The organism is Pedobacter ghigonis (genome assembly GCF_903166585.1).
Classification (GTDB): domain Bacteria; phylum Bacteroidota; class Bacteroidia; order Sphingobacteriales; family Sphingobacteriaceae; genus Pedobacter; species Pedobacter ghigonis.
On sequence record NZ_CAESCM010000011.1, the window covers coordinates 91,873 to 116,710 of the forward strand.

Annotated in this window: 24 protein-coding genes; 10 read left to right on the plus strand and 14 right to left on the minus strand. The window is 39.4% G+C overall.

All coding sequences use genetic code 11. From position 1 onward, the window contains the following. Window positions 1-205: 205 nt before the first annotated feature. The 3 genes from HWV58_RS16370 to HWV58_RS16380 all read left to right on the plus strand — a co-directional run bounded on the left by HWV58_RS16370 (window position 206) and on the right by HWV58_RS16380 (window position 1,964). Window positions 206-703 (plus strand): RNA polymerase sigma factor, encoded by a 498-nt coding sequence (locus tag HWV58_RS16370; RefSeq protein WP_039476083.1) that lies wholly within the window; start codon window positions 206-208, stop codon window positions 701-703. Next, window positions 690-1,289 (plus strand): hypothetical protein, encoded by a 600-nt coding sequence (locus HWV58_RS16375; RefSeq protein WP_175635123.1) that lies wholly within the window; start codon window positions 690-692, stop codon window positions 1,287-1,289. Before HWV58_RS16370 ends, HWV58_RS16375 begins: the two co-directional genes overlap by 14 nt. Before the next feature lie 108 nt (window positions 1,290-1,397). Then, window positions 1,398-1,964 (plus strand): DUF922 domain-containing protein, encoded by a 567-nt coding sequence (locus HWV58_RS16380; RefSeq protein WP_175635124.1) that lies wholly within the window; start codon window positions 1,398-1,400, stop codon window positions 1,962-1,964. On the opposite strand, the gene HWV58_RS16385 is transcribed toward HWV58_RS16380, so the two are convergent. The 5 genes from HWV58_RS16385 to HWV58_RS16405 all read right to left on the minus strand — a co-directional run bounded on the left by HWV58_RS16385 (window position 1,953) and on the right by HWV58_RS16405 (window position 8,112). Next, window positions 1,953-2,330: a diacylglycerol kinase family protein gene (locus HWV58_RS16385; protein ID WP_175635125.1), complete on the minus strand. Its 378-nt coding sequence runs from the start codon at window positions 2,328-2,330 to the stop codon at window positions 1,953-1,955. The two genes, HWV58_RS16380 and HWV58_RS16385, sit on opposite strands and share 12 nt — an antisense overlap. A gap of 153 nt (window positions 2,331-2,483) precedes the next feature. After that, window positions 2,484-3,110 (minus strand): hypothetical protein, encoded by a 627-nt coding sequence (locus HWV58_RS16390; protein WP_175635126.1) that lies wholly within the window; start codon window positions 3,108-3,110, stop codon window positions 2,484-2,486. A gap of 64 nt (window positions 3,111-3,174) precedes the next feature. Beyond that, entirely contained in the window at window positions 3,175-5,085 is a 1,911-nt protein-coding gene (locus HWV58_RS16395; RefSeq protein WP_175635127.1) for a beta-N-acetylhexosaminidase, read from the minus strand. 232 nt (window positions 5,086-5,317) lie between these two features. Further along, on the minus strand, window positions 5,318-6,274 hold the full coding sequence (gene trxB, locus HWV58_RS16400) for a thioredoxin-disulfide reductase (RefSeq protein ID WP_175635128.1): 957 nt from the start codon (window positions 6,272-6,274) through the stop codon (window positions 5,318-5,320). Between the two features lie 209 nt (window positions 6,275-6,483). After that, window positions 6,484-8,112 carry an acyl-CoA carboxylase subunit beta gene (locus HWV58_RS16405; protein WP_175635129.1) on the minus strand — a complete coding sequence of 543 codons (1,629 nt, stop codon included), beginning with the start codon at window positions 8,110-8,112 and terminating at the stop codon, window positions 6,484-6,486. Window positions 8,113-8,274: 162 nt separating this feature from the next. On the opposite strand from HWV58_RS16405, the gene HWV58_RS16410 reads away from it, so the two are divergent. Then, entirely contained in the window at window positions 8,275-8,718 is a 444-nt protein-coding gene (locus tag HWV58_RS16410) for a DUF2721 domain-containing protein (protein ID WP_175635130.1), read from the plus strand. Here HWV58_RS16410 and HWV58_RS16415 read toward each other — a convergent pair. The 5 genes from HWV58_RS16415 to guaB all read right to left on the minus strand — a co-directional run bounded on the left by HWV58_RS16415 (window position 8,715) and on the right by guaB (window position 15,136). Then, complete coding sequence (locus HWV58_RS16415) at window positions 8,715-9,263, minus strand: hypothetical protein (RefSeq protein ID WP_175635131.1); 549 nt, start codon at window positions 9,261-9,263, stop codon at window positions 8,715-8,717. The genes HWV58_RS16410 and HWV58_RS16415 overlap by 4 nt on opposite strands. Window positions 9,264-9,325: 62 nt before the next feature. Beyond that, on the minus strand, window positions 9,326-9,787 hold the full coding sequence (locus tag HWV58_RS16420; RefSeq protein ID WP_175635132.1) for a MaoC family dehydratase: 462 nt from the start codon (window positions 9,785-9,787) through the stop codon (window positions 9,326-9,328). A gap of 181 nt (window positions 9,788-9,968) precedes the next feature. Next, window positions 9,969-10,562: an LOG family protein gene (locus HWV58_RS16425; protein WP_175635133.1), complete on the minus strand. Its 594-nt coding sequence runs from the start codon at window positions 10,560-10,562 to the stop codon at window positions 9,969-9,971. A 217-nt stretch (window positions 10,563-10,779) separates the two neighbouring features. Then, window positions 10,780-13,359: a TonB-dependent receptor gene (locus HWV58_RS16430; RefSeq protein WP_175635134.1), complete on the minus strand. Its 2,580-nt coding sequence runs from the start codon at window positions 13,357-13,359 to the stop codon at window positions 10,780-10,782. 307 nt (window positions 13,360-13,666) lie between these two features. Then, complete coding sequence (gene guaB, locus HWV58_RS16435; protein WP_175635135.1) at window positions 13,667-15,136, minus strand: IMP dehydrogenase; 1,470 nt, start codon at window positions 15,134-15,136, stop codon at window positions 13,667-13,669. Window positions 15,137-15,408: 272 nt separating this feature from the next. Between guaB and ppnP the strand changes: the two genes are divergently transcribed. Continuing rightward, on the plus strand, window positions 15,409-15,690 hold the full coding sequence (ppnP, locus tag HWV58_RS16440; protein WP_175635136.1) for a pyrimidine/purine nucleoside phosphorylase: 282 nt from the start codon (window positions 15,409-15,411) through the stop codon (window positions 15,688-15,690). A 102-nt stretch (window positions 15,691-15,792) separates the two neighbouring features. On the opposite strand, the gene HWV58_RS16445 is transcribed toward ppnP, so the two are convergent. Further along, window positions 15,793-17,064: a M16 family metallopeptidase gene (locus HWV58_RS16445; RefSeq protein WP_175635137.1), complete on the minus strand. Its 1,272-nt coding sequence runs from the start codon at window positions 17,062-17,064 to the stop codon at window positions 15,793-15,795. Then, complete coding sequence (locus HWV58_RS16450) at window positions 17,057-18,301, minus strand: M16 family metallopeptidase (RefSeq protein WP_175635138.1); 1,245 nt, start codon at window positions 18,299-18,301, stop codon at window positions 17,057-17,059. Before HWV58_RS16450 ends, HWV58_RS16445 begins: the two co-directional genes overlap by 8 nt. Window positions 18,302-18,439: 138 nt before the next feature. Here HWV58_RS16450 and HWV58_RS16455 point away from each other — a divergent pair, with 138 nt between their 5' ends. From HWV58_RS16455 to HWV58_RS16475, 5 genes are all read left to right on the plus strand, one after another. After that, window positions 18,440-19,144, plus strand: a complete 705-nt coding sequence (locus HWV58_RS16455) for a hypothetical protein (protein WP_175635139.1) — start codon at window positions 18,440-18,442, stop codon at window positions 19,142-19,144. 24 nt (window positions 19,145-19,168) lie between these two features. After that, window positions 19,169-20,278 (plus strand): hypothetical protein, encoded by a 1,110-nt coding sequence (locus tag HWV58_RS16460; RefSeq protein WP_175635140.1) that lies wholly within the window; start codon window positions 19,169-19,171, stop codon window positions 20,276-20,278. A gap of 27 nt (window positions 20,279-20,305) precedes the next feature. Continuing rightward, on the plus strand, window positions 20,306-21,298 hold the full coding sequence (locus HWV58_RS16465; protein WP_175635141.1) for a hypothetical protein: 993 nt from the start codon (window positions 20,306-20,308) through the stop codon (window positions 21,296-21,298). 122 nt (window positions 21,299-21,420) lie between these two features. After that, on the plus strand, window positions 21,421-22,545 hold the full coding sequence (locus tag HWV58_RS16470) for a CofH family radical SAM protein (protein WP_175635142.1): 1,125 nt from the start codon (window positions 21,421-21,423) through the stop codon (window positions 22,543-22,545). A gap of 15 nt (window positions 22,546-22,560) precedes the next feature. Beyond that, entirely contained in the window at window positions 22,561-23,067 is a 507-nt protein-coding gene (locus HWV58_RS16475; RefSeq protein WP_175635143.1) for a hypothetical protein, read from the plus strand. A 93-nt stretch (window positions 23,068-23,160) separates the two neighbouring features. Here HWV58_RS16475 and HWV58_RS16480 read toward each other — a convergent pair whose 3' ends face one another. After that, window positions 23,161-24,039 carry a ferritin-like domain-containing protein gene (locus HWV58_RS16480; RefSeq protein ID WP_175635144.1) on the minus strand — a complete coding sequence of 293 codons (879 nt, stop codon included), beginning with the start codon at window positions 24,037-24,039 and terminating at the stop codon, window positions 23,161-23,163. An 18-nt stretch (window positions 24,040-24,057) separates the two neighbouring features. Continuing rightward, entirely contained in the window at window positions 24,058-24,780 is a 723-nt protein-coding gene (locus HWV58_RS16485) for a ferritin-like domain-containing protein (RefSeq protein WP_175635145.1), read from the minus strand. Window positions 24,781-24,838 lie beyond the last annotated feature (58 nt).

Genomic DNA, 24,838 nt, shown 5'->3' on the forward strand with positions numbered 1-24,838 from the left:
ACAAAGCAGAAATAATTTAACCACAGATAAAAAGGATGCACACAGATGTGAAAATCCGTGTTTAGCCGTGTACATCTCCGCCTGACAAGCCAGGCAGCTGTGGTTAAAACTTTTAACTCAATGACATTAAAAAATATATTATTTTCGCATTCTCGTGTAACAAAAAAAGTGCACCATCATCTAAAACGCAACTATAATCTCCTAAATGGAACAAAAAGACAAGTTATTTAAGCAGATCTTCGATTCGAATTCCAAAAAAATATTCCATTTATGTTATGGTTATACCGGCGATACCGACGCTGCAAATGATCTTTTACAGGAAACTTTCTTAAAGGTCTGGCAAAATCTGGATAAATTCCGCAACAAATCTCTGATTTCTACGTGGATTTATCGTATCGCAGTAAATACCTGTTTAACTTACCTGAGATCGGAAAAGAGACAGGCTAAAGACGAATTAACAGACAACATTATAGAAAATAAAGTAGAGGAATTTTCGGAGAAAAACGAACAGGTAGCCCTCCTTTATAAATGTATTTCTAAACTTGAAGAGAATGACCGTTTAATTATCACCATGGTACTTGATGAGCTTCCATACCACGAAATTGCTGATATCTCGGGAATAAGCGAAGGCAATTTAAGGGTAAAAATTCACCGTATTAAACAAAAATTAACAGAATTATATAGCCAGTATGCAAGCGTTTGATCAAATACAGGAATTGTGGCAAAAGCACGAGGTTGAAGTTAAGGTTTCTGCCGACGAAATGCTGCAACAAGCTAAGAAAGAGGTAAATGGCTTGAAGCTAAAATCAGCCTTAAACATTGGCGGTATGCTGCTATCTTTTATTGCCATTGCTGCCTTATGGATATTTTTCCATTTCGAATCGTGGACCACACACGTTGGCATCAGCATTACCATTATTGCCATTGGTGTTTATACTTTAATCCTTTACCGCGATTACCGTTTAATTGCAAAGAATGATTTTACTGCCCATCCCAACGAGTTTTTAAACAATTTAAAAACCTATCAGTTAAACCGTTACAAACTATACAACTCGCTTTACTGGTTTTATATGGTTGCGCTTTCGCTGGGACTTATATTTTATTTTGTAGAAATACTGGCTCACTTTAATACCGCTCAAAAAGTAATTGCTGTAGGTTTAACTGCCTTGTGGATGATTTTCTGCTCGACCATTTTGCGCAAAGCCGTAATGAAAAGGGAAAAAGAAAGAATTGCATTGCTGATCGAAAAATTTGAACGCATCAGCGGGCAGATTTCTACTCCCGAGTAATTTTAGGCACGGTTTTTTCGTTGTAAAATTCAACACACAAAATTGCACCGGTTTGGTTAGCCTTAAAGGCAACAAGACCTGTATACTGTTGAAACTAAATTTACAATATTGAAAAAGCTGATTTTACCGATATTATTATTACTGGCGCTGCCCTTTTCTTTTGCTTTTAAGCAGGATTTTACCCAACCGGTACAACTGAACTGGGAAACCTATTTTAAAGGCAAAGCCGATGAACGCTCGCCTTTTTTCGCTTTAACAGCGATGACCTGGGAGTACAGCTACAGCAGCACAGTGTACCGCAACCGTGTTGTAATTAAGCTTAAAAACGAGGTTAGAGTTGACAAAACACGTTCGTGGGTGAAGTGGGATAAAATCAAAGATCCCGAAATCAGGGCCAGCTTATTACACCACGAACAAGGTCATGTTAATATTCAGTACATTTTGCTTGCTGAAGCCGAAAGGGTACTCAAAAACCGCAATTATTCGGTTAACAATTATAAAGCGCAAATATCAGAGCTGGCCAACCAGATTAGCGAGTATTTCGATACCATGCAGCGCAATTACGACGAAGAAACTGAACATGGCAGCAACCACAAAATGCAGGCCCGCTGGGACCGTATTATCGAAGATAAAATGGAAGAATCAAGAACCGCTACGCTGGCCTTACAAAAATAATTTAGGGATAAATATAATCGCGCCAACGGCTACCGCTAAAAATGCCGCAACCAAAACCGCCGCTGCTGCCAGATCTTTTACTACCTTAATTTTGGGATGAAAAGCCGGAGAAACCACATCGGCCAGTTTTTCTATCGCCGAATTTAAAATCTCGGTTACTATAACCGCTGAGATAACGCCTAAAATAGCAACCCATTCTAATGGCGAAAGTTTGAGGTAAAAAGAAAGACCAATTGCAATAATTGCAGCAAAAAGATGAACCCTCCCATTATGATCGTGGATAAAAAATAGCTTTAAGCCATGAAAAGCATATTTAAAGCTCTTGATGCGATCGATAATTGAAAACTTTTGAGGTTCTTTATTCATTTTTAAAAATACTGATATACCAATCACTAACCCACACTGTCATTCCTTGAAAGCGGGAATCTTAAAGCACAATAACCACAGCTAAAGTATTACGATTCCCATCCGATAGCTATCGGATCGAGCTGGGAATGACGAATACCCTTAATAAATCTCTTACTTCCTGGCCTTGGTATTTTCTTCGTCCGGCTTTACTTCACTGGTCGAAAAACTGTTTCCACTTAACCTGTACTGGTAAGTTTTGGTAACTGTTTTGCTGCTATCTGCGGCATCTTTTGCCGGAAATGAGCGAAAAAGATCACCATTTTTGATAAAAAATTTATCGTTGCCGGTATAACCTTTCTTTTGGTTTTCACTTAAAGAAGGGAAACTGATTTTGTTAAAATCGCCACCTGCATATTCAAAAACATTCAGGTCGGAGACATTTTTTTTGCTCAACAACTGAATGTATAACTCCGGGTTTCCGTCGTTATCCAGATCCATGTTCCAGGCATCGGTAATGACACCTTTACGATCTGCCGCCGCTGAACGGTAATTGTTGCGAATAGAATCGGACATTAAAATCTGATATCCGCCAATAGAATCGACTCCTTTACCCCAGCTTACAATTTCGAAATTTAATCCGGGTTTTACTTCAATATCTTTATAAAAGGGAAAAGGATTTTTACTGGCTATTGCCGGAGCTGTGGCAACTTCTCTGGGTTTATCTTCTGTGCATGCAAAACAAAACAGCATCCCTGTTATGCACAAAAGATGCTGTAATGTATATTTCTGTAGTTTCATTTTAATTCGGGACATTTTTGGTTGTCCCAAATTAAGGATTTTAGCCTTTTAAAGCAATTATTTTTTATTTCTTGGCATCTGCTTTAACATCAGGTGCACCATTATTTAAAACCGTTTCAGTAGTTACACTTCTTTTACCGCTTGGCGTAACAACAATGGTTTTCAAAACTCTTTTCTCACCCTGTGGAACGGTAATTTTAACCGGTCCGGTGTATAAGAAAGCGTTCTCCGAAGGGCGGGATAAATCAATCGAATAATAGATTTTTCCACCAGTTACCGGCACTTTTAAATCGATAGTAAACTCACCACCAGTTAAAGTTTTATCGCTCTGGCCAATTGGTGTTGGCACCCAGTAGTTGATGTTCATTTTATCTAAACGAGCCAAATGCGCAGGTAAACGTTCTTCGCTAAAGTTTTTCAAATCTTTACGCTCAACCGGCGACCAGGCAATTTCTGATAAAGCCAATATCCGTGGGAAAGCATGATTTTCGGCCTTTTCAGGGGTTTTAATGTACTCTGTCCACATATTTGCCTGCACACCTTTAATATACTTACGCTGATCGGCAGTTAGAACTTTCGGAATCGGATCGTAAGCATATATTTTCTGATAAGGGGCAAAACCGCCAATGGTAACCGGCTCATCAGGAGAATTAGATTGTTTGTGATCGATATACAAACCCATCGAACCTGGTGTCATAATTACATCGTGATTTTGTTGCGCAGCAGCAATACCACCATCTTCACCTCTCCAGCTCATTACAGTAGCATTTGGTGCTAAACCACCTTCTAAAATCTCATCCCAGCCAATAATAGAACGGCCTTTACCATTTACATGTTTTTCTATGGTCTGGATAAAATAACTTTGCAACTCGTGCTCATCTTTTAAGCCTTTTTCTTTCATTAAAGCCTGGCAAAACGGCGATTCTTTCCAATAGGTTTTTGGTGCTTCATCGCCACCAATATGGATGTATTTTGAAGGGAAAATAGCAATTACCTCGTCCAGTATATTGTTCAGAAAAGTAAAAGTGTTTTCTGAAGGCACAAAAATATCATCAAAAACACCCCAGGTTTGTTGTACCTGTTTGCCTTTTCGGTTACCTGCCCATGGCGTTTTATCACTGATAAAAGTATCGCGATCAGGGAAACAGCTTAACTCCGGATAAGAAGCAATAGCTGCCGAAGCGTGACCAGGAAGTTCAATTTCAGGAATTACAGTGATATATTTAGCAGCTGCATATTTAACAATCTCTTTGGCTTCTTCCTGAGTATAAAAACCTTTAACTGGTGTAAGGTAATTTCCGTTACCCGGATAGTGCCCAATTACGCTACCGTTACGTGATGAACCAATCTCGGTTAATTTTGGATATTTTTTAATTTCCAGTCTCCAGCCCTGATCATCCGTTAAATGCCAGTGAAAGGTATTGATTTTGTAAAAAGCCAGTTGATCGATATACTTTTTAACAAAAGAAACCGGAAAAAAATGGCGGCTTACGTCCAACATCGCTCCACGATAAGCAAAACGCGGATAATCTTTAACCGATACGATTGGTAAAGCGATTTTATCACCACTTTTTTCAGGCATCATCTGCATCAGCGATTCAACGGCATAAAATAAACCTGCGCCCTTACCAACCAATGTAATCTGCTTAGCTGAAATATTAATATTATAACCTTCGTTAGGCAACTTATCTGCACCTGCCGAAGTTAATACAATTGCTTTTTGACCAGCAGCAGCTGCTTTCACCTCTCTTAAAGCAAAGCCTCCCCTGCTTACAATAAATGCGTTTAAAAGATCGCCCATCTTTGCACCATCTGCATCGTTATGCACCAGTACAGTTGTTTTGTCTAATAAAAAAGTTCCGGCATTTTTGGTAATGGATACCGGGGCTGGAATAATGCCCAAATTGGAATCGTTCTGAGCAAATGCGCTTGTGCCCATTAAGACGCCAATAAAAACCGATAATGTTTTGTTCATTTGTGTTTTAGTTTAAGGTTAAATTTTGTTTTAGCAAGACCAAGATAAAGATTGTAGCAAGATTCTTAATCCCACATTCTTGTTACAATCAAGATCAAACGTTTGATTTTACTGTACTGACCGAATAAATTTTAAGTGGTAAAAGAGCCATTGTATCTGTTTTACAAAACATAAAGCCATAAAAAAAGAGAAACCATCATTGATTTCTCTTTTTAAATACGTTAAAGCATGCTTATGCTTCTACCGGATGCTCTTTTGCAGCAAGATATCTTTCGGCATCTAGTGCAGCCATACAACCAGAACCCGCAGCGGTTACTGCTTGTCTGTAGTACATATCCTGCACGTCGCCACAAGCAAAAACACCTTCTATATTGGTTAAAGTAGAACCGGGTTTAGTAGTTAAATAACCAGTTTCATCCATATCTAACTGACCTTTAAAAATATCGGTATTCGGTTTATGACCAATAGCCACGAAGAAACCTTCAACGGCAATATCAGATTCTACACCTGTTTTGTTATTGATCACTTTTACTGCAGTTACATTTTTACCGTTACCCAAAATCTCCTGCGTTTCGGTATTGTAGTGTACTACAATATTTGGTGTAGCTAACACACGGCTAACCATGGCTTTAGAAGCCCTGAATTCATCACGACGAACCAATAAATGTACGATTTTACAAAGTTTAGCTAAATAAGTAGCTTCTTCGGCAGCTGTATCGCCAGCACCTACAATGGCCACATCCTGACCTTTGAAGAAGAAACCATCGCACACGGCACAGGCAGAAACACCAAAGCCATTGTATTGTTGCTCGCTTGGTAAACCTAACCATTTTGCAGTGGCACCAGTTGCAATAATTACGGTATCGGCAGTAATGGTTTTAATTTCATCAACTACCACTTTGTGCGGTGCTGAAGAAAAATCTACCGAGCTTACATAACCAAAACGGATATCTGTTCCAAAGCGTTCGGCTTGTTTGCGGAAATCTTCCATCATTTCTGGCCCCATAATTCCTTGTGGGTAACCCGGGAAGTTTTCTACATCAGTAGTTTGTGTTAACTGACCACCAGCTTGCATGCCAGTGTACATAATTGGTTTTAAATCTGCTCTGGCAGCATAAATTGCAGCGGTATAACCAGCGGGACCAGAACCTATAATTAAACACTGAACGTGTTCGTTTTCTTGTGACATTATATGATGTATTTGAAATTCATTAATCGTAGCGCAAATCTAGTGCTTTAAATAATTGTTAACAAGCGCACATTGTCAACATAGTTTACTTATTAACAGTGGAGCGCAAAGCGCCTAGCGCCGGGCGCTAAACTCAGTTGATAATAATTCCCGTGGTGCCAGATATTTCTATCTCACGAGGAATAATTTATCTATCAGATGATAAAACATCAAGTCTGTATCACCCCAACATTAAACTTTTTGGTTATCGGCGATTGGTTAGCCGCTTCAATCCCCATCGAAATTACTTTCCGGGTTTCGAGCGGATCGATAATGCCATCTACCCAAAGCCTCGATGCTGCATAATATGGTGTAGTTTGGCTATCATATTTATCGGTGATTTCTTTCAGTAATTCGGCTTCTTTTTCGGGTGTAATAACTTCGCCTTTGGCTTTTAAAGATGCTTCCTGGATCTGCAGCAGGGTTTTGGCCGCCTGAGCGCCACCCATAACCGCAATTTTTGCTGTTGGCCAGGCATAAATTAACCGCGGATCGTAAGCTTTACCGCACATGGCGTAATTACCGGCACCGTAAGAGTTGCCCAAAACAATGGTAAATTTCGGCACTACCGAATTGGCTACGGCATTAACCATTTTAGCCCCATCTTTTATAATACCACCATGCTCTGATCGGCTTCCAACCATAAAACCAGTCACATCCTGCAGAAAAACCAAAGGGATTTTTTTCTGGTTGCAATTCATGATAAAACGGCTTGCTTTATCGGCGCTATCTGAATAAATTACCCCACCAAACTGCATCTCCCCTTTTTTCGATTTTACTACTTTACGCTGATTGGCTACAATGCCCACAGCCCAGCCATCTATTCGGGCCAAACCACACACAATGCTTTGTCCGTAGCCTTTTTTATATTCTTCAAATTCCGAACCATCAACCAGGCGGTTAATGATATCCATTATTTCGTAAGGTTTATCTCTGTTTTCGGGCAGGATACCGTAAAGTTCTTCTTCTTTTTCTTTGGGTTTAAAAGGTGCAATGCGGTCGAAACCTGCATTTTCAGGTGCCCCCAGCATACTCATGATGTTGCGGATAGAATCTAAACAAGCCTCATCATTGGGGTGCTTATAATCGGTAACACCCGAAATTTCGCAATGCGTAGTTGCCCCACCCAATGTCTCGTTATCTACATCTTCACCAATGGCCGATTTAACCAGGTAGGAACCCGCTAAAAATACAGAACCTGTTTTATCAACAATCATGGCTTCATCGCTCATAATCGGCAAATAAGCCCCACCGGCAACACAAGCTCCCATAATGGCCGAAATCTGTACAATTCCTTCGCCCGACATGATCGCGTTATTTCTGAACATCCTGCCGAAATGTTCTTTATCGGGAAAAATCTCATCCTGCATGGGCAGATAAACGCCTGCACTATCTACCAGGTAAATCACTGGTAAACGGTTCTCCATGGCAATTTCCTGAGCACGGAGGTTCTTCTTGGCCGTCATCGGAAACCACGCACCTGCCTTTACCGTAGCATCGTTAGCCACAATCATACACTGCCTGCCGCTTACGTAACCAATGCCACAAACTACTCCCGCTGCCGGACAACCGCCCTGCTCCTTATACATTCCATCGGCTGTAAAAGCGCCCACTTCTAAAAAATCAGTGCCTTTATCTATCAAATAGGCAATGCGCTCGCGGGCCAGTAACTTGCCTTTTTCTTTTTGTTTGGCAGCATTTTTTTCTCCGCCACCCAGGTATATTTTTTTGAGTCTGGTTTTCAGTTCGTACACCAACTGTTTATTTACATCCTCATTTTTATTGAATTCGATATTCATGGAGGCAATTTAAATTTAATTTTACAAAAACAGTATTGACCAAATTGGTTTCTGGTACAAAGCATTTTTTTAACCACAGCGCAAACAAGAGAAATTACAAAGAACACAGCAGGTTGCAGTTAATTATCCATTTAAAATGATATTTTTGGTTAAAGCCAACAAATGGAACTAACCATCAATATCCCTGCATTACTTTTTCCGGCCATTAGCTTAATTATGCTGGCCTATACCAATCGCTTTCTGGCCCTTGCCAGTTTGGTAAGAAGTTTAAAATCTAAATATGAAGATGGCGATAAAAACGTGGCTCTGCACAAGCAAATCGAAAACCTGCGTTACCGCTTAAAATTGATTAAAAATATGCAGGCTTTTGGCGTAATCAGTTTTGCCTGCTGCCTTTTTTGTATGTTTTTTATTTATTTAGAACGCAATACGCTGGCTGAAATACTCTTTGCCTTAAGCCTAATCTTTTTTATGATATCGCTAATCATTTCACTGATTGAAATCCAGATCAGTACCAGGGCTCTTGAACTCGAACTGAGTAGTCTGGAGGCACTGGATGATCCATCTATTGTAAGCAGGTTAAAGAAGAAGTTTGATAAAGATTAGTTTTGGTAAACCACACCATTAATAATTACCTTTTTCCAGTTGCCCGGATAACCTTTACCTTTGATGTATTTTATTGAATGAGGGTGACCTTTTAAATTGGGATGATAAACGGCATCGAACGAAAAAGTCATCTCTGTATCGCTTTTTTGAACAACCGTAACTTCATTATCATTGTAGCCCATATCTCCTGTGGTGAAGAATTTATCGCCAACATTGGCTTTAAAATCAGCTCTCACAAAGATTTTTAACGGAGCATCGGGATAGCTCTCAACCAGCCTGTTCTGCTCATCAATCCTCAGGTAATAAACTGAGAAAGCATCGCCACCGATCAAAGAAAAAAACTTGTAGAAAAGCTTGTTGTTTATCCTAACCGTGTCTTTAATTTCGGTGTAATTTTCACCATTTGAATACCACAGGTTACCAATTTGCATTGGCAAAAATGAATCGTTTGTAGCTGGTTCTACTTTATTTTTTTTACAAGCGCCAAGTAAAATTAAAGCGGACAGCAACATGATCAGGCTTGCGTTTTGGTAAGTTTTTTTCATGAGAAGAGTTTATTTCTCACTAAAACGCAAGCCTGGATAAAAACGCTACAGCAGCTAAGCGATTAGTTTATAAAGTGATACAAGAAAACCACTTCTCCATTAAAAGCAGGCTTTTTCTGGTCTTCAATTTCCATTTCGATACCCATATTTACCTTGGTTACGCCACGCAGGTTAATGATTGAAGCCAGTTTGGCTTTTAACCTAACTTTACTGTTTACAGTTACCGCCTGCGCAAACCTTAAATTCTCAATACCATAATTAATTTCCATTTTCAGGTTTTGGATATCAACAATCTGTTTCCATAAAAAAGGAATTAACGACAGGGTTAAATAACCGTGTGCAATAGTAGCTTTAAACGGACCTTCATTTTGCGCCCGCTCTTCATCAACATGAATCCACTGATGATCTAATGTAGCATCGGCAAATTTGTTAATCTGCTCTTGTGTAATGGTATGCCATGAAGAAACGCCCAATTCCTTACCCAGGTATTGCTCAAATTCTGCGTGTGAAGTAATAATTTGCATTGTTTTAGTTTTAGTTCCTTTTAATAAGGTATTTTGTAATACTTTGTTTTTCTGCCAGCTAAAGATAACTTTTGGTTAATGGTCTATGGTTAATGGTCGATAGTTAATGGTTGATGGTTGATAGTTAATGGGCCTATTTGTCAATCCCACTATGAACTATCGACTATGGACTTATCCCTCTCTAACTCAAATTTCTATCCTTGAACCAAACCTCATCGGGTATGGCCGAAAAATGATCCATTTTATCAATTAATATTGTAGCATCGGCTTCGTTAAAAACCAGATCACGGTTGGCCGGTTTCAGGAATTTACGCTGCACCATAATTTCCATCTGTGCAAATAACGGATCGTAAAAACCTTCAACATTTAAAACCCCAATTGGTTTGTTGTGCAGTCCGAGCTGTAACCAGGTAAGCACTTCAAAAAACTCTTCGAGTGTACCAAAACCACCTGGCAGGATAACAAAACCATCGCTTAAATCAGCCATTTTTTGTTTCCGCTGGTGCATATTCTCGGTTACAATCATTTCGGTCACACCGGTATGCCCCACCTCTTTATCCATTAAAAATTGTGGAATTACACCAATAACCTCTCCACCGGTTTCGAGCACATCATTAGCAAGTAGCCCCATTACACCAACGCTGCCACCGCCATAAATTAACTTGATTTCTTGTTTTACAAGTGTTTCTGCCAATTGTTTAATTGCAGTGCGTAATTGTAAATCGCCATTAAAGTTCGAACCACAATATACACAAACCGCTTTAAGCTTATTCATTTAGTCTAAAATTTCACCGAAGTTAAGGTTTTATACGGGCTCTCTAAACTTTAATTTTTCACAAAACCTAATCCGGAAGTGCCATCCTGCCCTAAAACAATGATATATAAAAAGCTTCGCTTTGCAAAATAATATGTAGCATTATAAATGCAATAAAACCAAAAAAGCGCCGGATAAACCGACGCCTTTAACCAAATATAAGAGAGAAAAGATTTAATTAGAATGCGTAACGCAAGGTTGCGCCAAAAGTTCTCGGATCGCCAAGAACACCAGCGTATAAGCCTGAGTTACCTGCTGCAGCCTGTAACTGCTCATAGTAGTTTCTATTGCCGATATTTCTGCTCCAAACAAATAACGAAAACTTATCTGATTTAAAACCTAACCGGGCGTTAAACAAGCCATATCCTTTTACAACTAACACGCTTGATGGTGTTGGGTTTGAAGAATAATCTGAACGGTAGCTGGCATCAGCTGCAACAAAAAATCTTCCTTCCTTTGTAGCTAAAGTACCCGGTAAGCTGAGCTCTGAACCTCCAGAGATATTCCATTTAGAAATACCTGGTAATCTACCTCCCGATGCATCTTTAAAAGCCACCTGTGTTGCTGTACCATTGATAATTTCGGTATGACCGGTTTCTTCCAAAGGCAGTGGTGCATTGGTAAATTTCACATACTTACCATCCAGATAAGCTACTGCTGCATTAAGGGTTAAAAATCTTTCTAACTGATAGGTACCATCAATTTCCAATCCTTTTACGTTCACTTTTTCTGCGTTGGCCAGGTATCCCCTGTTAACACCTAACTGTGGCGATTGTACGTTGGTTTGGTAATCCTTAATATCGGTATCGAAAGCAGTGATGTTTAATAATCCACCTCTAACTGGTCTGGTTTTTAAACCCAATTCGTAATGCTGAACATATTCTGGCTTAACCACAGCAACTGATAAATCTGCCGCACCGGTTGAAGTGGTTGGCAATCCACCTACGTTAACACCTACAGGTTTGTAAGCGGTAGAGAAAGTACCATAAATGTTAAGGTTGGCATTTGGACGGTAAGAAACCGTTAAGTTACCCGATAAATTGTTGTTATCTACATTAGTTGTAAATTGTTGGTTGCTGTATACCGCAGCTTTAAGTGCCAGTAAGGCAGCATCGTTGGTTTGTAAACCGCCATAAGTTACCCTATCGTAGTCTACATCTTTTTTATCGTAAGTATATCTCAACCCTGGTAATACGTGGAAGTGTGTTAAAAATTCCCAGTCAACCTGCGCAAAAACCGCCGCACTTAACGATTTAATGGTTGAATTGGTTTTAATACCGAAACCATCTAATAAACCAGGGGTTGAATATAAAGCCTGACTACCTGTATTGCTGGTTTGTACAAAACGCCATTGATCTTTACCAACCTCCTCGGTTTGCGCCAGGCCTTTTAGGTTTTGAGCAAGTGCAAATACACCAATTACTCCACTTAGTTTATCGGTAATATTACCCGCATATCTAACTTCCTGCGAATATTGATCGTGGCGTGAGTTACCCTGCGATTTGGTTAATGCAGCTAACTCAGAGAAATCCCTGTCGTTTGTTGGATCCCAGTTCCAGAATCTCCATGCAGTAGTAGAAGTAAGCGTTCCGTTACCAATTTTATAATCTACGTTTAAAGATATACCACCGATCGACTGATTGTGTCTCCAGGGAGTATTGGTATTGATTTCTCTCGAAAAAGGATCAATTTTAGGTTGCTGATAACCTAAATCAGAAACGATTTTAGCATATTGACGGTAAGCACTTCTCTCCGTAGTAGTAACACCGGCAATTACCAGCGGATAACCTGCAGGATGTTGTACACTCACATCACCACTTAATAATATCTTCAGCTTATCAGACGGCGTGTAGTATAACTGACTTTTAAAACCAAGGTTATTTTGTCCGCTGTATTTGCGTTCCTCTCTGGTATTCCAGATGGTACCATCGCGCTGTGTACCTGAAATAGAGATTTTTGCAGCCAGGTTTTTAGCTAAACCACCTGAAACAGAAGTTTTGGCTTGCAGGAAATTATAATTACCTACGCTGATTTCTACTTTAGCACTCGGTGTTTGTGTTGGTTTAGTGGTGGTAATGTTAAATGCACCGGCAGTGGTATTTTTACCAAATAAAGTACCTTGTGGACCACGGATTACCTCTATTTGTTCGATATCAAGAAAGTCGGTTGAAGTAGCGGCCGGGCGTGCGTGATAAACACCATCTACATAAAAACCTACCCCCGGGTCGATACCATCGTTGGTTAAACCAAATGTTGAACCTAAGCCGCGGATATTAAGGGTGGTATTTCTTGCATTTGAAGCATATAACTGCACCGAAGGAACAAGCTCTTTTAAACGGTTAACGTTAAAAGCACCTGAATTTTCTGCAGCCTGCCCGCCAATTACAGTAATTGGGATAGGCACATCCTGCAGTACTTCCGAGCGTCGTCTCGAGGTTACTACAATCTCATCAAGCAAAGCACTTTCAACCAGCACCAGTTCAATTGGGGTATCCTGTAATTTTATAATTTGAAAATCCTGTGGTTTATAGCCTACCGAGCTAACCTGGATGTAGAAAGGAAGTTCTTGTTTTGCGTTAATGGCAAAAGCGCCATTTTCATCGGCCACAACGGCTGTGTTTGTACCTCTTATTTTTACTGTTGCATGTGGTATTTTGGCCCCGTTAGCTCCTTTTATAATCCCGGTTACCGGGCTTTGAGCAAAAATGGCTCCCGTTATAAGTAGTAAGAAAAAGATTATTGGTAAGCTTTTTTTCATGATTGGTTTATTCGTATTTGTTTAATTATTGTTGACTAGTTATGCGTTCGGCGGTATTTAGTAAATATTTGAGGATAGCTACAACAGCAGTACGACAGTGGTTTATGTTTGGTTTTCATTATTATATTAAATCTATAGATTTAGTCGACAAATATATTAAAAAAAAGCAAGTGCCAAATTTTATTTTGTGATTTTTATTTTTTTATACCGCTCACGCCCTAAAAAAGCTGTGAGAACTGAAAATTCAGGCATAAAAAAACGGGGCTATCGTAACCGATGCCCCGTTTTTTGCTATATATAAATTAGCTTACCTGGTATAATTAGGTGCTTCTTTAGTAATGGTAATATCGTGCGGGTGACTTTCGCGCATACCTGCAGCGGTAATCTGTACAAATTGTGCTTCCTGCAATGCTTCGATATTGGCTGCTCCACAATAGCCCATACTTGCACGCAAACCACCAATATACTGGTACATTACTTCTGCCAATGTACCTTTAAATGGCACACGACCAACAATACCTTCCGGAACCAGTTTTTTAATATCATCTTCCACATCCTGGAAATAACGGTCTTTCGATCCTTGTTCCATTGCTTCGATTGATCCCATTCCGCGGTAAGACTTAAATTTACGTCCCTCGTAGATAATGGTTTCGCCTGGTGATTCTTCTACCCCTGCGAATAACGAGCCTGCCATTACGGTACTTGCACCTGATGCAATTGCTTTGGCAATATCGCCAGTATGTTTAATACCGCCATCGGCAATAACCGGTACACCTGTACCTTTTAAAGCTTTTGCACACTCGTAAACTGCATATAATTGAGGTACACCTACACCGGCGATGATTCTGGTGGTACAAATAGAACCCGGGCCAATACCTACTTTAACTGCATCGGCTCCTGCTTCTGCCAGGAATTTTGCAGCTGCACCTGTAGCAATGTTACCTACAATAACCTGCAAATCAGGATATTTGGCTTTAACTTCTTTTAATTTATCTACTACACCTTTGGTATGGCCATGGGCAGTATCGATGGTAATTACATCAACACCTGCATGCACCAGTGCATCAACCCGTTGTAATGTATCGGCAGTTACACCAACCGCAGCACCAACGCGTAAACGTCCGCGCTCATCTTTACAGGCTGCCGGATAATTTTTAACTTTCGAAATATCTTTAAAGGTAATTAAGCCGCTTAAATAACCATCTTTGCTTACTACCGGAAGTTTTTCGATTTTATGGTTCTGAAGGATTTCCTCTGCCTGAACCAGTGTAGTACCTTCTGGTGCAGTAATCAGGTTTTCTTTAGTCATTACTTCAGAAACTGGTCTTTTCATGTCTTTTTGAAAGCGCAAATCCCTGTTGGTAATGATACCTACCAATTTATTATCGCTGCTTACTACCGGAATGCCGCCAATTTTATGTTCTTTCATAATTTTGAAAGCATCGGCAACAACTGCTGATTCCAATAAAGTAACCGGATCCTGGATCATACCACTTTCAGAGCGCTTTACTTTGCGTACTTCACTGGCTTGTCTTTCAATCGTCATGTTTTTGTGCAACATGCCTATTCCCCCATTTTGCGCAATAGCAATGGCAAGCTCGGCTTCAGTTACAGTATCCATTGCGGCAGAAATCAATGGAACATTGAGTTTAATTTTTTTCGTTAAAAAAGTGGATGTATTTACTTCACGTGGCAGAATTTCGGAATATGCGGGTACCAAAAGTACATCATCATACGTCAAACCTGTGGCAATAAATTTTGTGGAATCGAGTTGCATAGCAAATAAATTAGGATTTATTATTTGCCAGGCAAAGATAAGGAAAAACCAGGAAAATAAAAATGTAAATGCGAATTTGATTAAATATTAGGCTTTGTTGACAATTGGAATTTTCCAAGTTGCAAAGGTTATATGGTTGAGTAAAATGATCTACCACATGAACGACAAGCAATACCCACCAGAGAAATATGCGGAATATGTAGAGTTTTACAAAAAAATTTATCAGGCTGATAAGCAAAAAGCTATTTTAGCAAAAACTTTATAATTAGACTATGATTACTGAAAACCAATATTTTGACGGTAACGTTAAATCTTTAGGGTACGAAACAACCGAAGGCAAATCAACGGTAGGTGTGATTAATCCGGGCGAATATACCTTTGGCACCGCACAGCAAGAAATTATGCACGTTGTTGAAGGCGAATTGGAAGCACTTTTACCAGGAGCTACCGAATGGGTAAGCATAACAGCCGGAAACCAATTCGAAGTACCCGCCAATGCTTCATTTAAGGTAAAGGCAACTGTTCAAACCGCTTATCTTTGCCAATACAGATAATCAAAAAAAGAAGTCAGGTTCCACCCTGCTCGTCATACTGAACTCGTTTCAGTATCTCTTACGTTCCAGGAAAACCTGACTTCTTAGCTTAAATACTTCGCTTTACTTCTTCCCGATTACCACTTCGGTAAAACTTTCGGTAGTGAAGTATTTATTGGCCAAAGCCAGCAATTCTTCGGCGGTAATGCTTTTTACCGTTTCAATGTATCTCGAATAATAATCGTAATCCAGGCCGGAGAAGTAGATGTTTTTAAACTTATCGGCGTGCGAGAAAACATTTTCTAAACTGCCCAGCATCGAGCCAAGCATATAGTTACGCACTAAATTAAGTTCATCTTCCCCTATCAGTGTCGTTTTCAATAAATCGATCTCTTTATAAATTTCTGTCAAAGCTGCTCCGCAAACATCGGCACCAACTTCTGTCGATATAAAAAGATAGCCCGCTTGCTGCAACGACGATATACCCGAACCAATGCCGTAAGTATATCCTTTATCTTCACGGATATTGGCCATCAACCGCGATCCGAAGTAACCACCCAAAACCGTATTTAAAATCTGGAGGCCAGAAAAATCTTTATGCTTGCGGTTAATCGCCAGCTGGCCAATCCTGATGGCCGATTGCAGGGCTTCAGGTTTCTCTTTATACACAAATTGTTTATCGGTAACACTAAAGCTAAATGAGTTTTTCACCACCTCACTTTTTTCCCAATCGTATCCAAAACTACTATCCAAAAGGTTAAAACCAGCTGTATCAAATTTTCCTGACACCACAATGGTGCAGTTGTTTGGTGCGTAGGCAGCTTTAAAGTAGGTTAAAAGATCGTCGCGCTTCAGTTCATCGTAATGCTGTGCTTTAATATCCACCCCGTAAGGTGTATCGCCAAACAAGGCATGTGCAAATTCTTTCCTCGAAACGATGTCGTTCTTTTTAAGGTTAACCTGCAGTTTTTGCTTCTGGTTCTGAATATAAATATCCAGTTCGTTTTGCGGAAACTGGCTATTTGTTAAAACATCCTTTACAATAGGCAACACCGAATGTAAATGCTTATTCAGCGTATACAACGAAACCGATGAATGATCCTGCGTGTATTCCGTTTGGAAAAATGCACCGTAAAAATCAATTTTTTCGGCTATTTCTTTGGCCGATAACTTGTTGGTTCCGTTATTAAGTAAGGTATTTACAGCGATAGCCTGTAAGGGTTTTTCGCGTTTCCAGTTAACGTTTTCAAAAATAAATTCGATCCGCACCAAATCTTGCTCACCCGAATAAATGGTAAAAACAGGTACACCGTTGGCTAATAACCTTTTTTCAGGCTGGATAAAATTTATAGCAGATACCTGCTTAAAATCAGGCGCTTGTTGTCTGTTAAGCATGTTCTTCAGTTAAATAATACAAGGTTGATGATGAATTTTTGCCGAAGGTTTCGTTGGCAATCCTTTTAATGTCGGCCGATTGAACCTTTAAAAATTCGGCTGTTTCCTTATTCAGTAAGGCTGCATCGCCCAGCATTTCATAGTAAGCCAGGTTCATCGCTTTATCAAGCAGGCTCATTTCCGAAAATACAAGGATCGATTCTACCTTGTTCTTCACCTTTGTAAGCTCAGTATCCGAAACCAGCTCAGTTTTTAATTTATCCAGTTCGGCCCATATCGCTTTTTCGGCAGTTTCTATGGCTACGCCTTCTACCAATTTACCTTCAATAATAAATAAACCCGGATCTAAACTGCTCGAAATATAGGCGTTAATATCGCTAAAAAGCTGTTGTTCTTTAAGCAGGCTGTTGTATAAACGCGACGATTGTCCACGCGATAAAACGTCGGAAAGTAAATCGAAAGCATAATAATCAGCATTCAATCTGCCTGGCATTTTAAAAGCCATATAAATGGCATTTAAGGGAACATTTGCTTTAACGGTTTCTTGCCTTGCTTCTGTTTGTGCTTCTTCCTGAACCAAATTTCTGTGGTATTTCTCTCCGGCAGGTATCGGTTCAAACCATTTCTCAGCCAGTTTTTTCACATCTTCGGTTTTCACATTTCCACCCACAACCAAAATAGCGTTCTGCGGGGTATAATGCTTCTTAAAAAATGCTTTCACATCATCCATGGTGGCATTTTCTATATGCGAAAGCTCTTTACCAATGGTTGCCCAGCGGTACGAATGTTTTTTATATGCCAGCGGACGAAGCTTTAACCAAACATCGCCATATGGCTGGTTCAGGTAACGCTGCTTAAATTCTTCACTTACTACGTTACGCTGCGTATCCAGACTTTTTTCAGAAAAAGCAAGGCTCAGCATCCGATCGCTCTCCAGCCAAAATGCTGTTTCTATATTTTCGGCAGGCAGTGTAATGTAATAGTTGGTAATATCGTTGCTGGTAAAGGCGTTATTTTCGCCCCCAACGCGTTGTAAAGGTTCATCGTAATTGGGGATATTGATTGATCCACCGAACATCAAATGTTCAAACAAATGCGCAAAACCTGTTTTTTCAGGGTCCTCATCACGTGCGCCCACATCATACAAAATATTCAGAACTGCCATCGGAGTAGTTGCATCTTCGTGCACCAAAACTTTTAACCCGTTAGCTAGTGTAAAACGATTAAAATCTACCATTACCTAATTTTAGAGGGGTAAAGATAATTTAATAATTCATTTAGCAGAATGTGATTAATAAAGAGAATACAATTAAAAGATATTTTGGGCGCGGGCAATTCTATTTTTATTATTTTAGCAACAGATAATCAAGTAAACATGGGCGAGGAAACAGCAAAAAATTCATTTGGAATTTTAAACAGTTTAAAAAAATTAATTTTCGAAGACAGTGAAGATGCGCCAGGCACCACACCTGATCAGCAACCTGCCAGCAATAGCACAAAAACACCCGAACCTGTAACTAACCAGCCACAGGTTAATCTAAAAGAAAATGTTAGCGCAGTTGGCGTTACCGATGTGAAACAAATGAAGATAAAAGTTTTGGGTATACTGGAAAAAATGAATGAGCCCGGACTTGATTTTTTTGAGGTTTGGAATGCAGCTGCAGAAATGGGCAGCATTGATGCTTCGACCATAAAAGCGGCCTACACATCTTTAAAATATGTAGAAAAAGACTTAAATAAACAAAAACTGCTAACCACCGGCCGGAATTATGCTACCGAATTAAAAAAAGTTATAGAACAGGAAAGCAACCAGAAACAGCAGCAAAAACAAAACTTAGAAAATAGCCTGGTTGAAGAAAAAAATAATCTGGTAAACGAAATTAAAACCATTGAGCAAAACATTGCCGACCTCAAAGCCAAATTGCAAAATAAAGAACAGGATTTAAAGAGTCTTAATGTAAAGTATGATCCGCAGCTGAAAGATATCGATCAGAAAATTGCTTTAGGCAATGCTGCAGTTAACGAGGTAATAGCCGATATAGAAAAAGCACTGAATATTATTGAAACAAACATAAACTAACGATTAAAAATTAACGAAAACGTAATGGAAAACAAAAATCAGTATGTAAATATTCCAGCCGAAATTAAAAGTCAGCTGCCTATATTTCAGGTTTTAGGCGATCATCTTCCCAGCCAGATAAAAACACCTGAAGGCAAAAAGGTAATATCAAATATCTTTTTTTGGGCACTAATTTTAGGAGGTGCATTTGCATTTTTCAAATTTCTGCCAATTATGCTGGTTTACGCAGCCAAAAGTATTTTACTGGTTATTTTTAGTATTATACTGATTGTATTGCTTTTACTTGCGCCAAAAATTATTTCTTTATTACACAGATTGGGTACCATTTTACTTTTTAAAGGCGAAAAAGCCATAATAAGAGGTAATCCGATCGAAACCCTTCAGCTTTTATCAAAAGACGCAAAGGATACTTTAAAAAGAGTAAAAGATAAAATTGCCAATGTTGACGGTGTACGGATAGACATGGTGCAAAGCGGAGAAACAGCTCAAAAAACTGCCGAAGAAAAATACACCTATGCTAAACGCTTTACTGTTGAAGCTGCAAGTTTAGATGAAAAAGCTAAACAGGAAACTGCAAACAACAACGTTGAAAAGGCAAACGATTTAAACAGGGATGCCAAAGAAACACGTACAAAAGCTTTTCTTTTAGGTAAAGAAGGCGAAGCCGAAGAGCAAAATGCCCGCAGTTATGTACAATATGCTAACCAGTTTGCCAAAGTTTTAGAAGTTTTAAAAGATAACGAAAGTGCTGCCCGCATTTATGTAAGTACCCTGGATAGCAGTATTTCGATCATTTCTAAAAAACTGGAAGCAACCCAAAAAATGAAAAATGCAACTGAAGGCCTTGCAGAAGTTTTTAACATTAAAGACGGATGGGCTTTTCAGGAAGCAATGAATGCCGCAACAGGTGCCATTAGCCAAAATATTGCATCTATCCGTTCGAACCTCGATTTCTTAGATCAAAATAATAACATTACCGTTGGTGGTGCACCTTCGCAAAGCGAACTGGAAGAATTCATCAAAAAAGTAGACGACCGCAACCTTAAAATGCTTAATGTTAGCCGAATGACCGATGCATCTTACGAGCTTAAACCTGAAGAAAAAGTAGACAAAGGCTTTTCATTATTAGACTAATCAAACTCTTAAATTAAACATATCACAATGGAAGAAAAATCGACCTGGGCAAGATTACGCTGGCCTATAAAAGCAATTATTATCGCAATACCTATCATTGGCCTTGGTTACTGGGCCTTCGAATCAGGAAAAATTGATGCCGTAGCCAACACTGATGGAAGTAAAAAAGACAGTACCGAGCAGGTATCATCTCCTGCATCGGCCAAAAGCGATGAAAAAAGAAGCTTTAATTATACTCCTGAAAAACCTGTAAACGGCGAATATAAAGGTGTTGTAGAAGTTGGTGCATCGGGTTTTAACTCTTTTGTAGTAAATATTGATAAAGAAAAACGCTGGGAAATTATCTCTAAAGATTTTGGAAAATCATTTGTTTACGAAGGTTTGGCAAATACTGCTGATATCAGAACCGGTTTGAAGGATTATATCGGAGCCATGTTTGATAAAGGTGTAAAATCTAAAAACATTCACTTTGTAATCAGTTCAGGTGCACAAAAAGAACCTAAAACAACTGCCATTGTTTCTGAATTAAAGAAAATGGGCTTTGTTGTTAACCTCGTTACTGCTGAGCAGGAAGGTAAACTGGCTTTAAAGTGTGTTTTACCTGCATCTTATTATGATAATTCTTTTGTTGTAGACATTGGTTCGGGCAACACTAAAATTTCGTGGATGGATGGCGATATTAAATCTTTTGAAGCACCAGGTGCTAAATATTATGAGAAAAACCTGAAAGATGATGTTGTATATAACGATGTTAAATCTGTATCCTCAAAAATCCCATCTACAAAACACGAAGTTTGTTTCATTATCGGAGGTGTACCCTTTGAACTAGCCAAACAAACCCGTACAGGCGATGAAAGATTTACCGTTCTAAATGATCCTGATAAATACAACACCGATAAAATTAAAATCAAAAGTGGTGTAAACATCTACAAAGCCATTAAAGATGCTACCAATTGCGATACTTTTGTATTTGACTGGGATGCCAACTTTACCATTGGTTTTTTATTATCGCTAAAATAATTACCTCAAAAAAGGAAAAGAGCGACTGCAATTAAACAGTCGCTCTTTTTTTATGCCAAAAATTTACTTTCCTGCCATAATAACTAAGCATTGTTGTATAAACAATTTAGTATTTTTGCCTTATGAATACAGCCGATTTACTACAAAGGGCATTACAATTTGACTTTTTAAGCCTTGAAGAAGGTGTCCATTTATACCATAATGCCGATACCGCATCTTTGATGTTTGTGGCAAATGAACTGAGAAAAATACAGGTGCCCAGCGGCAAGGTAACCTGGCAAATAGATAGAAATGTAAACACAACAAATGTTTGCATAGCCAACTGTAAATTCTGTAATTTTTTCCGCAGGCCGGGCCACGACGAAAGTTATATTACTGATATTGAAACCTATAAAGTAAAAATTGAGGAAACTTTCCGCTTAGGTGGCGATCAGCTATTGCTACAGGGCGGCCATCACCCCGATTTAGGTCTGAGTTTTTATGCTGATCTCTTTAAAAAACTAAAAGAACTATATCCCGATTTAAAACTCCATGCTTTAGGTCCGCCAGAAATTGCACACGTAGCAAAATTAGAAGGCATTAGCCATACCGAAGTTTTAAAAACACTAAAAGAGGCCGGCATGGATTCGTTGCCTGGAGCCGGTGCAGAAATCTTAAACGACCGTGTACGCCGCTTAATTTCTAAAGGCAAATGCGGCGGTCAGGAATGGCTTGATGTAATGCGGGCCTGCCACCAGTTGGATATTACCACTTCGGCAACCATGATGTTTGGTCATGTAGAAACCATTGAAGAGCGTTTCGAGCACCTGGTTTGGATACGTGAGGTGCAAAGCGAAAAACCTGCTGATGCCAACGGCTTCTTAGCCTTTATACCATGGCCATTTCAGGACGATGGTACTTTATTAAAAAGATTGCGCGGCATTAGCAACACTGTAACTGCAGATGAATATATCCGCATGATTGCACTTAGCCGCATCATGTTACCCAATATTAAAAACATACAGGCGAGCTGGTTAACCGTTGGTAAAACAACAGCACAATTGTGTTTACATGCTGGCGCTAACGATTTCGGGTCGATTATGATCGAAGAAAATGTGGTTTCGGCTGCAGGTGCACCACACCGCTTTACGGCAAAAGGTATTCAACAATCGATCAGGGCAGCTGGTTTCGAGCCACAATTGCGCGGGCAAAAATACAACTACAGAGATCTACCCGAACATTTGGAAGAACAGGTAATTACATACTAAATAAAAAATGCGCTCATGCTAAAAAGAACAACACTTATCCTGCTATTGGTAGTTGGAGCTGTTAAATTAAATGCACAAAACAAGTGGTTTAAACAACAAATTAACGAAAAGGCAAGCGTTAGCTTTCCCATTCAGCCAAAAAAAGTTAATGAAACCTCTTATGCCGTAAAAGATACCACTGGGATCATTTATGTTAGTTCGAGAGTTGATTTGCTTCCGATTACACAATTAGATTTAGCAACTTTGAATGCTGAAATTGAAAATCAAAAATTTGCAGATGATTTTGTAGTGGGCATAAGTGGTTCATTTCCTAAATATAAATTTGAAAGCCCGAAGCTAATCATGGTAAGTGGCCTAAGGGCATATGCAGTAGTAGCCCGCGATGAAGTAAACAAACTTAGCCTTTTCATGAATGTTTGTTTTTTAGACGGTACTTCGTATAGTTTTTCCTGTATTGTACCCGATGGAAAGAGCATGAAACATAAAGATACATTCCTGAGCACAATATGGCTTAAGAATTAGCGATTCAGTTCGTATATCCACAAAAAAGGGAAGCAGCCCAAACGCTACTTCCCTACCTTAAACTAAACATTACCTGCTCAACAATCTATTTGGCTACGATAATTTTTTACCTGGTAATAAAAATAAGTTAGCAATAGCAATTACACTTGCTTTATCTAAAGGCTCATCAAAACTCTCAACCGCTGCAAGTTTAGCTGCTGTTGCATTAGGTGCACCGGTAATATTTGCAATATTAACATTGGCCTGTACGGTTAAATCTTCGCCAGCATACACTGCATCTACCTGTGGTACCCCCGAATCATTTGCCTGACCTGAAGCACCAAGACTAACCCATGGTTTATAAACCGCTGTACCGGCTGCAGTACGCATTTGGCGAATGTGCGACGCATGGCGTGCCTCTACCGAGTGAATCTGTAAAGCCGTTTGTAATACCCCCGGACTAACCAGTAAGTTTCCTGCCTGACCTTTATATGCCCTAACACCAGTATCTTCAAAACCTTGTGCTACTGCCAGAAAAATACCATAATCATTGTACACTGTAGCAAAAGTACCTCCTGCCCTAAAATCGGTATCGGCATAGGCAATTGGCGCACGTGCCGAACTTCCTAATGCACCCACTAACAAATCAACGTGTGCTTTTTCATGATCGCGAATGGTAGTAATCGCAGTTTTTGCTGCCGCTGTTGGATAAGTGAAAGTAACATCTGTTCCCAATAAGGCATGATTATAAAAATGATATTCCAGATATTCTAACGATAATGCAAAGTTTAACACATCAACCACCGCTGCTGGTAAAGCAGTTTGGCCATAAGCTTTCTGAAACATTGACCCCAAAGCCAAAGGCATAGCAGCCAGAGAGATTTTTTTTCCCATGTTGAAAAAGCTTTTCATTGCGGCTCTTCTCGGGTTTAAACGCTCATAGATTTCACCATCAACTTTTTCAATTTCTTCTAATATATTTACGATATTCATGATTTCTGATTTTAAAAATTAAAGATTAATTACATTAATTTTGGTTTTAATATACTTGCCAGCTATTGCCAAAACCTTATCAGGTGTTAGAGCAGCATCCAGGCCTCCGGCGTTGTTAGCACCAAGTGGTGCAAGACTGTTCAGATCGGCAAATGATCCGTTTGAAATTAAATCACGTACATAAGCTGCGTGACGGGCTTCAACCGAAACAATTTTACCTGCAAGCAATAAATAAGTGCCATTTTTAATTCGTGGTCCGGCACCATTATAAGCAGAAACCCCTAAATCTTCGAAAGCCATTGCTGTACCCAACACACTGGATGAGCTTGTAAAATCAATTGATGAGAAATCTACCTCTAAACTTCCTATTGCAGCTGTACCTAGAGCCGCCTTGAAAAACTCACGGTGTGCAATTTCGTGAAACTGAATATCCTGAAAATAGGCCTTCTGAGCAGCTGTGAAACTTGCCGGCGGTGCCGAAGCTACCTTAACATAAAATGCAGCTTCCAACTGTTCTAAAGCATAAGCATAATTGAGTACGCCAAAATCATCTTTAAAATCTAAAGTTGCCCCGGTTGTCATTTCCGGATAGCCACGGTCTTTTTTACAACCTGCCGCTACAAGGGCAATACCTGCAGCACTGGCTCCTGCATACTGAAGAAAAGATCTCCTCCCTACAGCTTTTTCAAATAAACTTTCATCCTGAAGTTCACTTTTCGTTACTAGTTCATTGTTTTTCATAGTGATCTATGTTAGTGGTTTTGAATACGTTTGATGATACATACGTGACAATCGGAAC

Excerpts from the sequence above, each read along its gene's own strand:
- HWV58_RS16370 (WP_039476083.1), top strand. The coding sequence starts at position 206 with ATGGAACAAAAAGACAAGTTATTTAAGCAGATCTTCGATTCGAATTCC.
- HWV58_RS16375 (WP_175635123.1), top strand. The coding sequence starts at position 690 with ATGCAAGCGTTTGATCAAATACAGGAATTGTGGCAAAAGCACGAGGTT.
- HWV58_RS16385 (WP_175635125.1), bottom strand. The coding sequence starts at position 2,330 with ATGAATAAAGAACCTCAAAAGTTTTCAATTATCGATCGCATCAAGAGC.
- HWV58_RS16390 (WP_175635126.1), bottom strand. The coding sequence starts at position 3,110 with ATGAAACTACAGAAATATACATTACAGCATCTTTTGTGCATAACAGGG.
- HWV58_RS16395 (WP_175635127.1), bottom strand. The coding sequence starts at position 5,085 with ATGAACAAAACATTATCGGTTTTTATTGGCGTCTTAATGGGCACAAGC.
- trxB (WP_175635128.1), bottom strand. The coding sequence starts at position 6,274 with ATGTCACAAGAAAACGAACACGTTCAGTGTTTAATTATAGGTTCTGGT.
- HWV58_RS16405 (WP_175635129.1), bottom strand. The coding sequence starts at position 8,112 with ATGAATATCGAATTCAATAAAAATGAGGATGTAAATAAACAGTTGGTG.
- HWV58_RS16410 (WP_175635130.1), top strand. The coding sequence starts at position 8,275 with ATGGAACTAACCATCAATATCCCTGCATTACTTTTTCCGGCCATTAGC.
- HWV58_RS16415 (WP_175635131.1), bottom strand. The coding sequence starts at position 9,263 with ATGAAAAAAACTTACCAAAACGCAAGCCTGATCATGTTGCTGTCCGCT.
- HWV58_RS16420 (WP_175635132.1), bottom strand. The coding sequence starts at position 9,787 with ATGCAAATTATTACTTCACACGCAGAATTTGAGCAATACCTGGGTAAG.
- HWV58_RS16425 (WP_175635133.1), bottom strand. The coding sequence starts at position 10,562 with ATGAATAAGCTTAAAGCGGTTTGTGTATATTGTGGTTCGAACTTTAAT.
- HWV58_RS16430 (WP_175635134.1), bottom strand. The coding sequence starts at position 13,359 with ATGAAAAAAAGCTTACCAATAATCTTTTTCTTACTACTTATAACGGGA.
- guaB (WP_175635135.1), bottom strand. The coding sequence starts at position 15,136 with ATGCAACTCGATTCCACAAAATTTATTGCCACAGGTTTGACGTATGAT.
- ppnP (WP_175635136.1), top strand. The coding sequence starts at position 15,409 with ATGATTACTGAAAACCAATATTTTGACGGTAACGTTAAATCTTTAGGG.
- HWV58_RS16445 (WP_175635137.1), bottom strand. The coding sequence starts at position 17,064 with ATGCTTAACAGACAACAAGCGCCTGATTTTAAGCAGGTATCTGCTATA.
- HWV58_RS16450 (WP_175635138.1), bottom strand. The coding sequence starts at position 18,301 with ATGGTAGATTTTAATCGTTTTACACTAGCTAACGGGTTAAAAGTTTTG.
- HWV58_RS16455 (WP_175635139.1), top strand. The coding sequence starts at position 18,440 with ATGGGCGAGGAAACAGCAAAAAATTCATTTGGAATTTTAAACAGTTTA.
- HWV58_RS16460 (WP_175635140.1), top strand. The coding sequence starts at position 19,169 with ATGGAAAACAAAAATCAGTATGTAAATATTCCAGCCGAAATTAAAAGT.
- HWV58_RS16465 (WP_175635141.1), top strand. The coding sequence starts at position 20,306 with ATGGAAGAAAAATCGACCTGGGCAAGATTACGCTGGCCTATAAAAGCA.
- HWV58_RS16470 (WP_175635142.1), top strand. The coding sequence starts at position 21,421 with ATGAATACAGCCGATTTACTACAAAGGGCATTACAATTTGACTTTTTA.
- HWV58_RS16475 (WP_175635143.1), top strand. The coding sequence starts at position 22,561 with ATGCTAAAAAGAACAACACTTATCCTGCTATTGGTAGTTGGAGCTGTT.
- HWV58_RS16480 (WP_175635144.1), bottom strand. The coding sequence starts at position 24,039 with ATGAATATCGTAAATATATTAGAAGAAATTGAAAAAGTTGATGGTGAA.
- HWV58_RS16485 (WP_175635145.1), bottom strand. The coding sequence starts at position 24,780 with ATGAAAAACAATGAACTAGTAACGAAAAGTGAACTTCAGGATGAAAGT.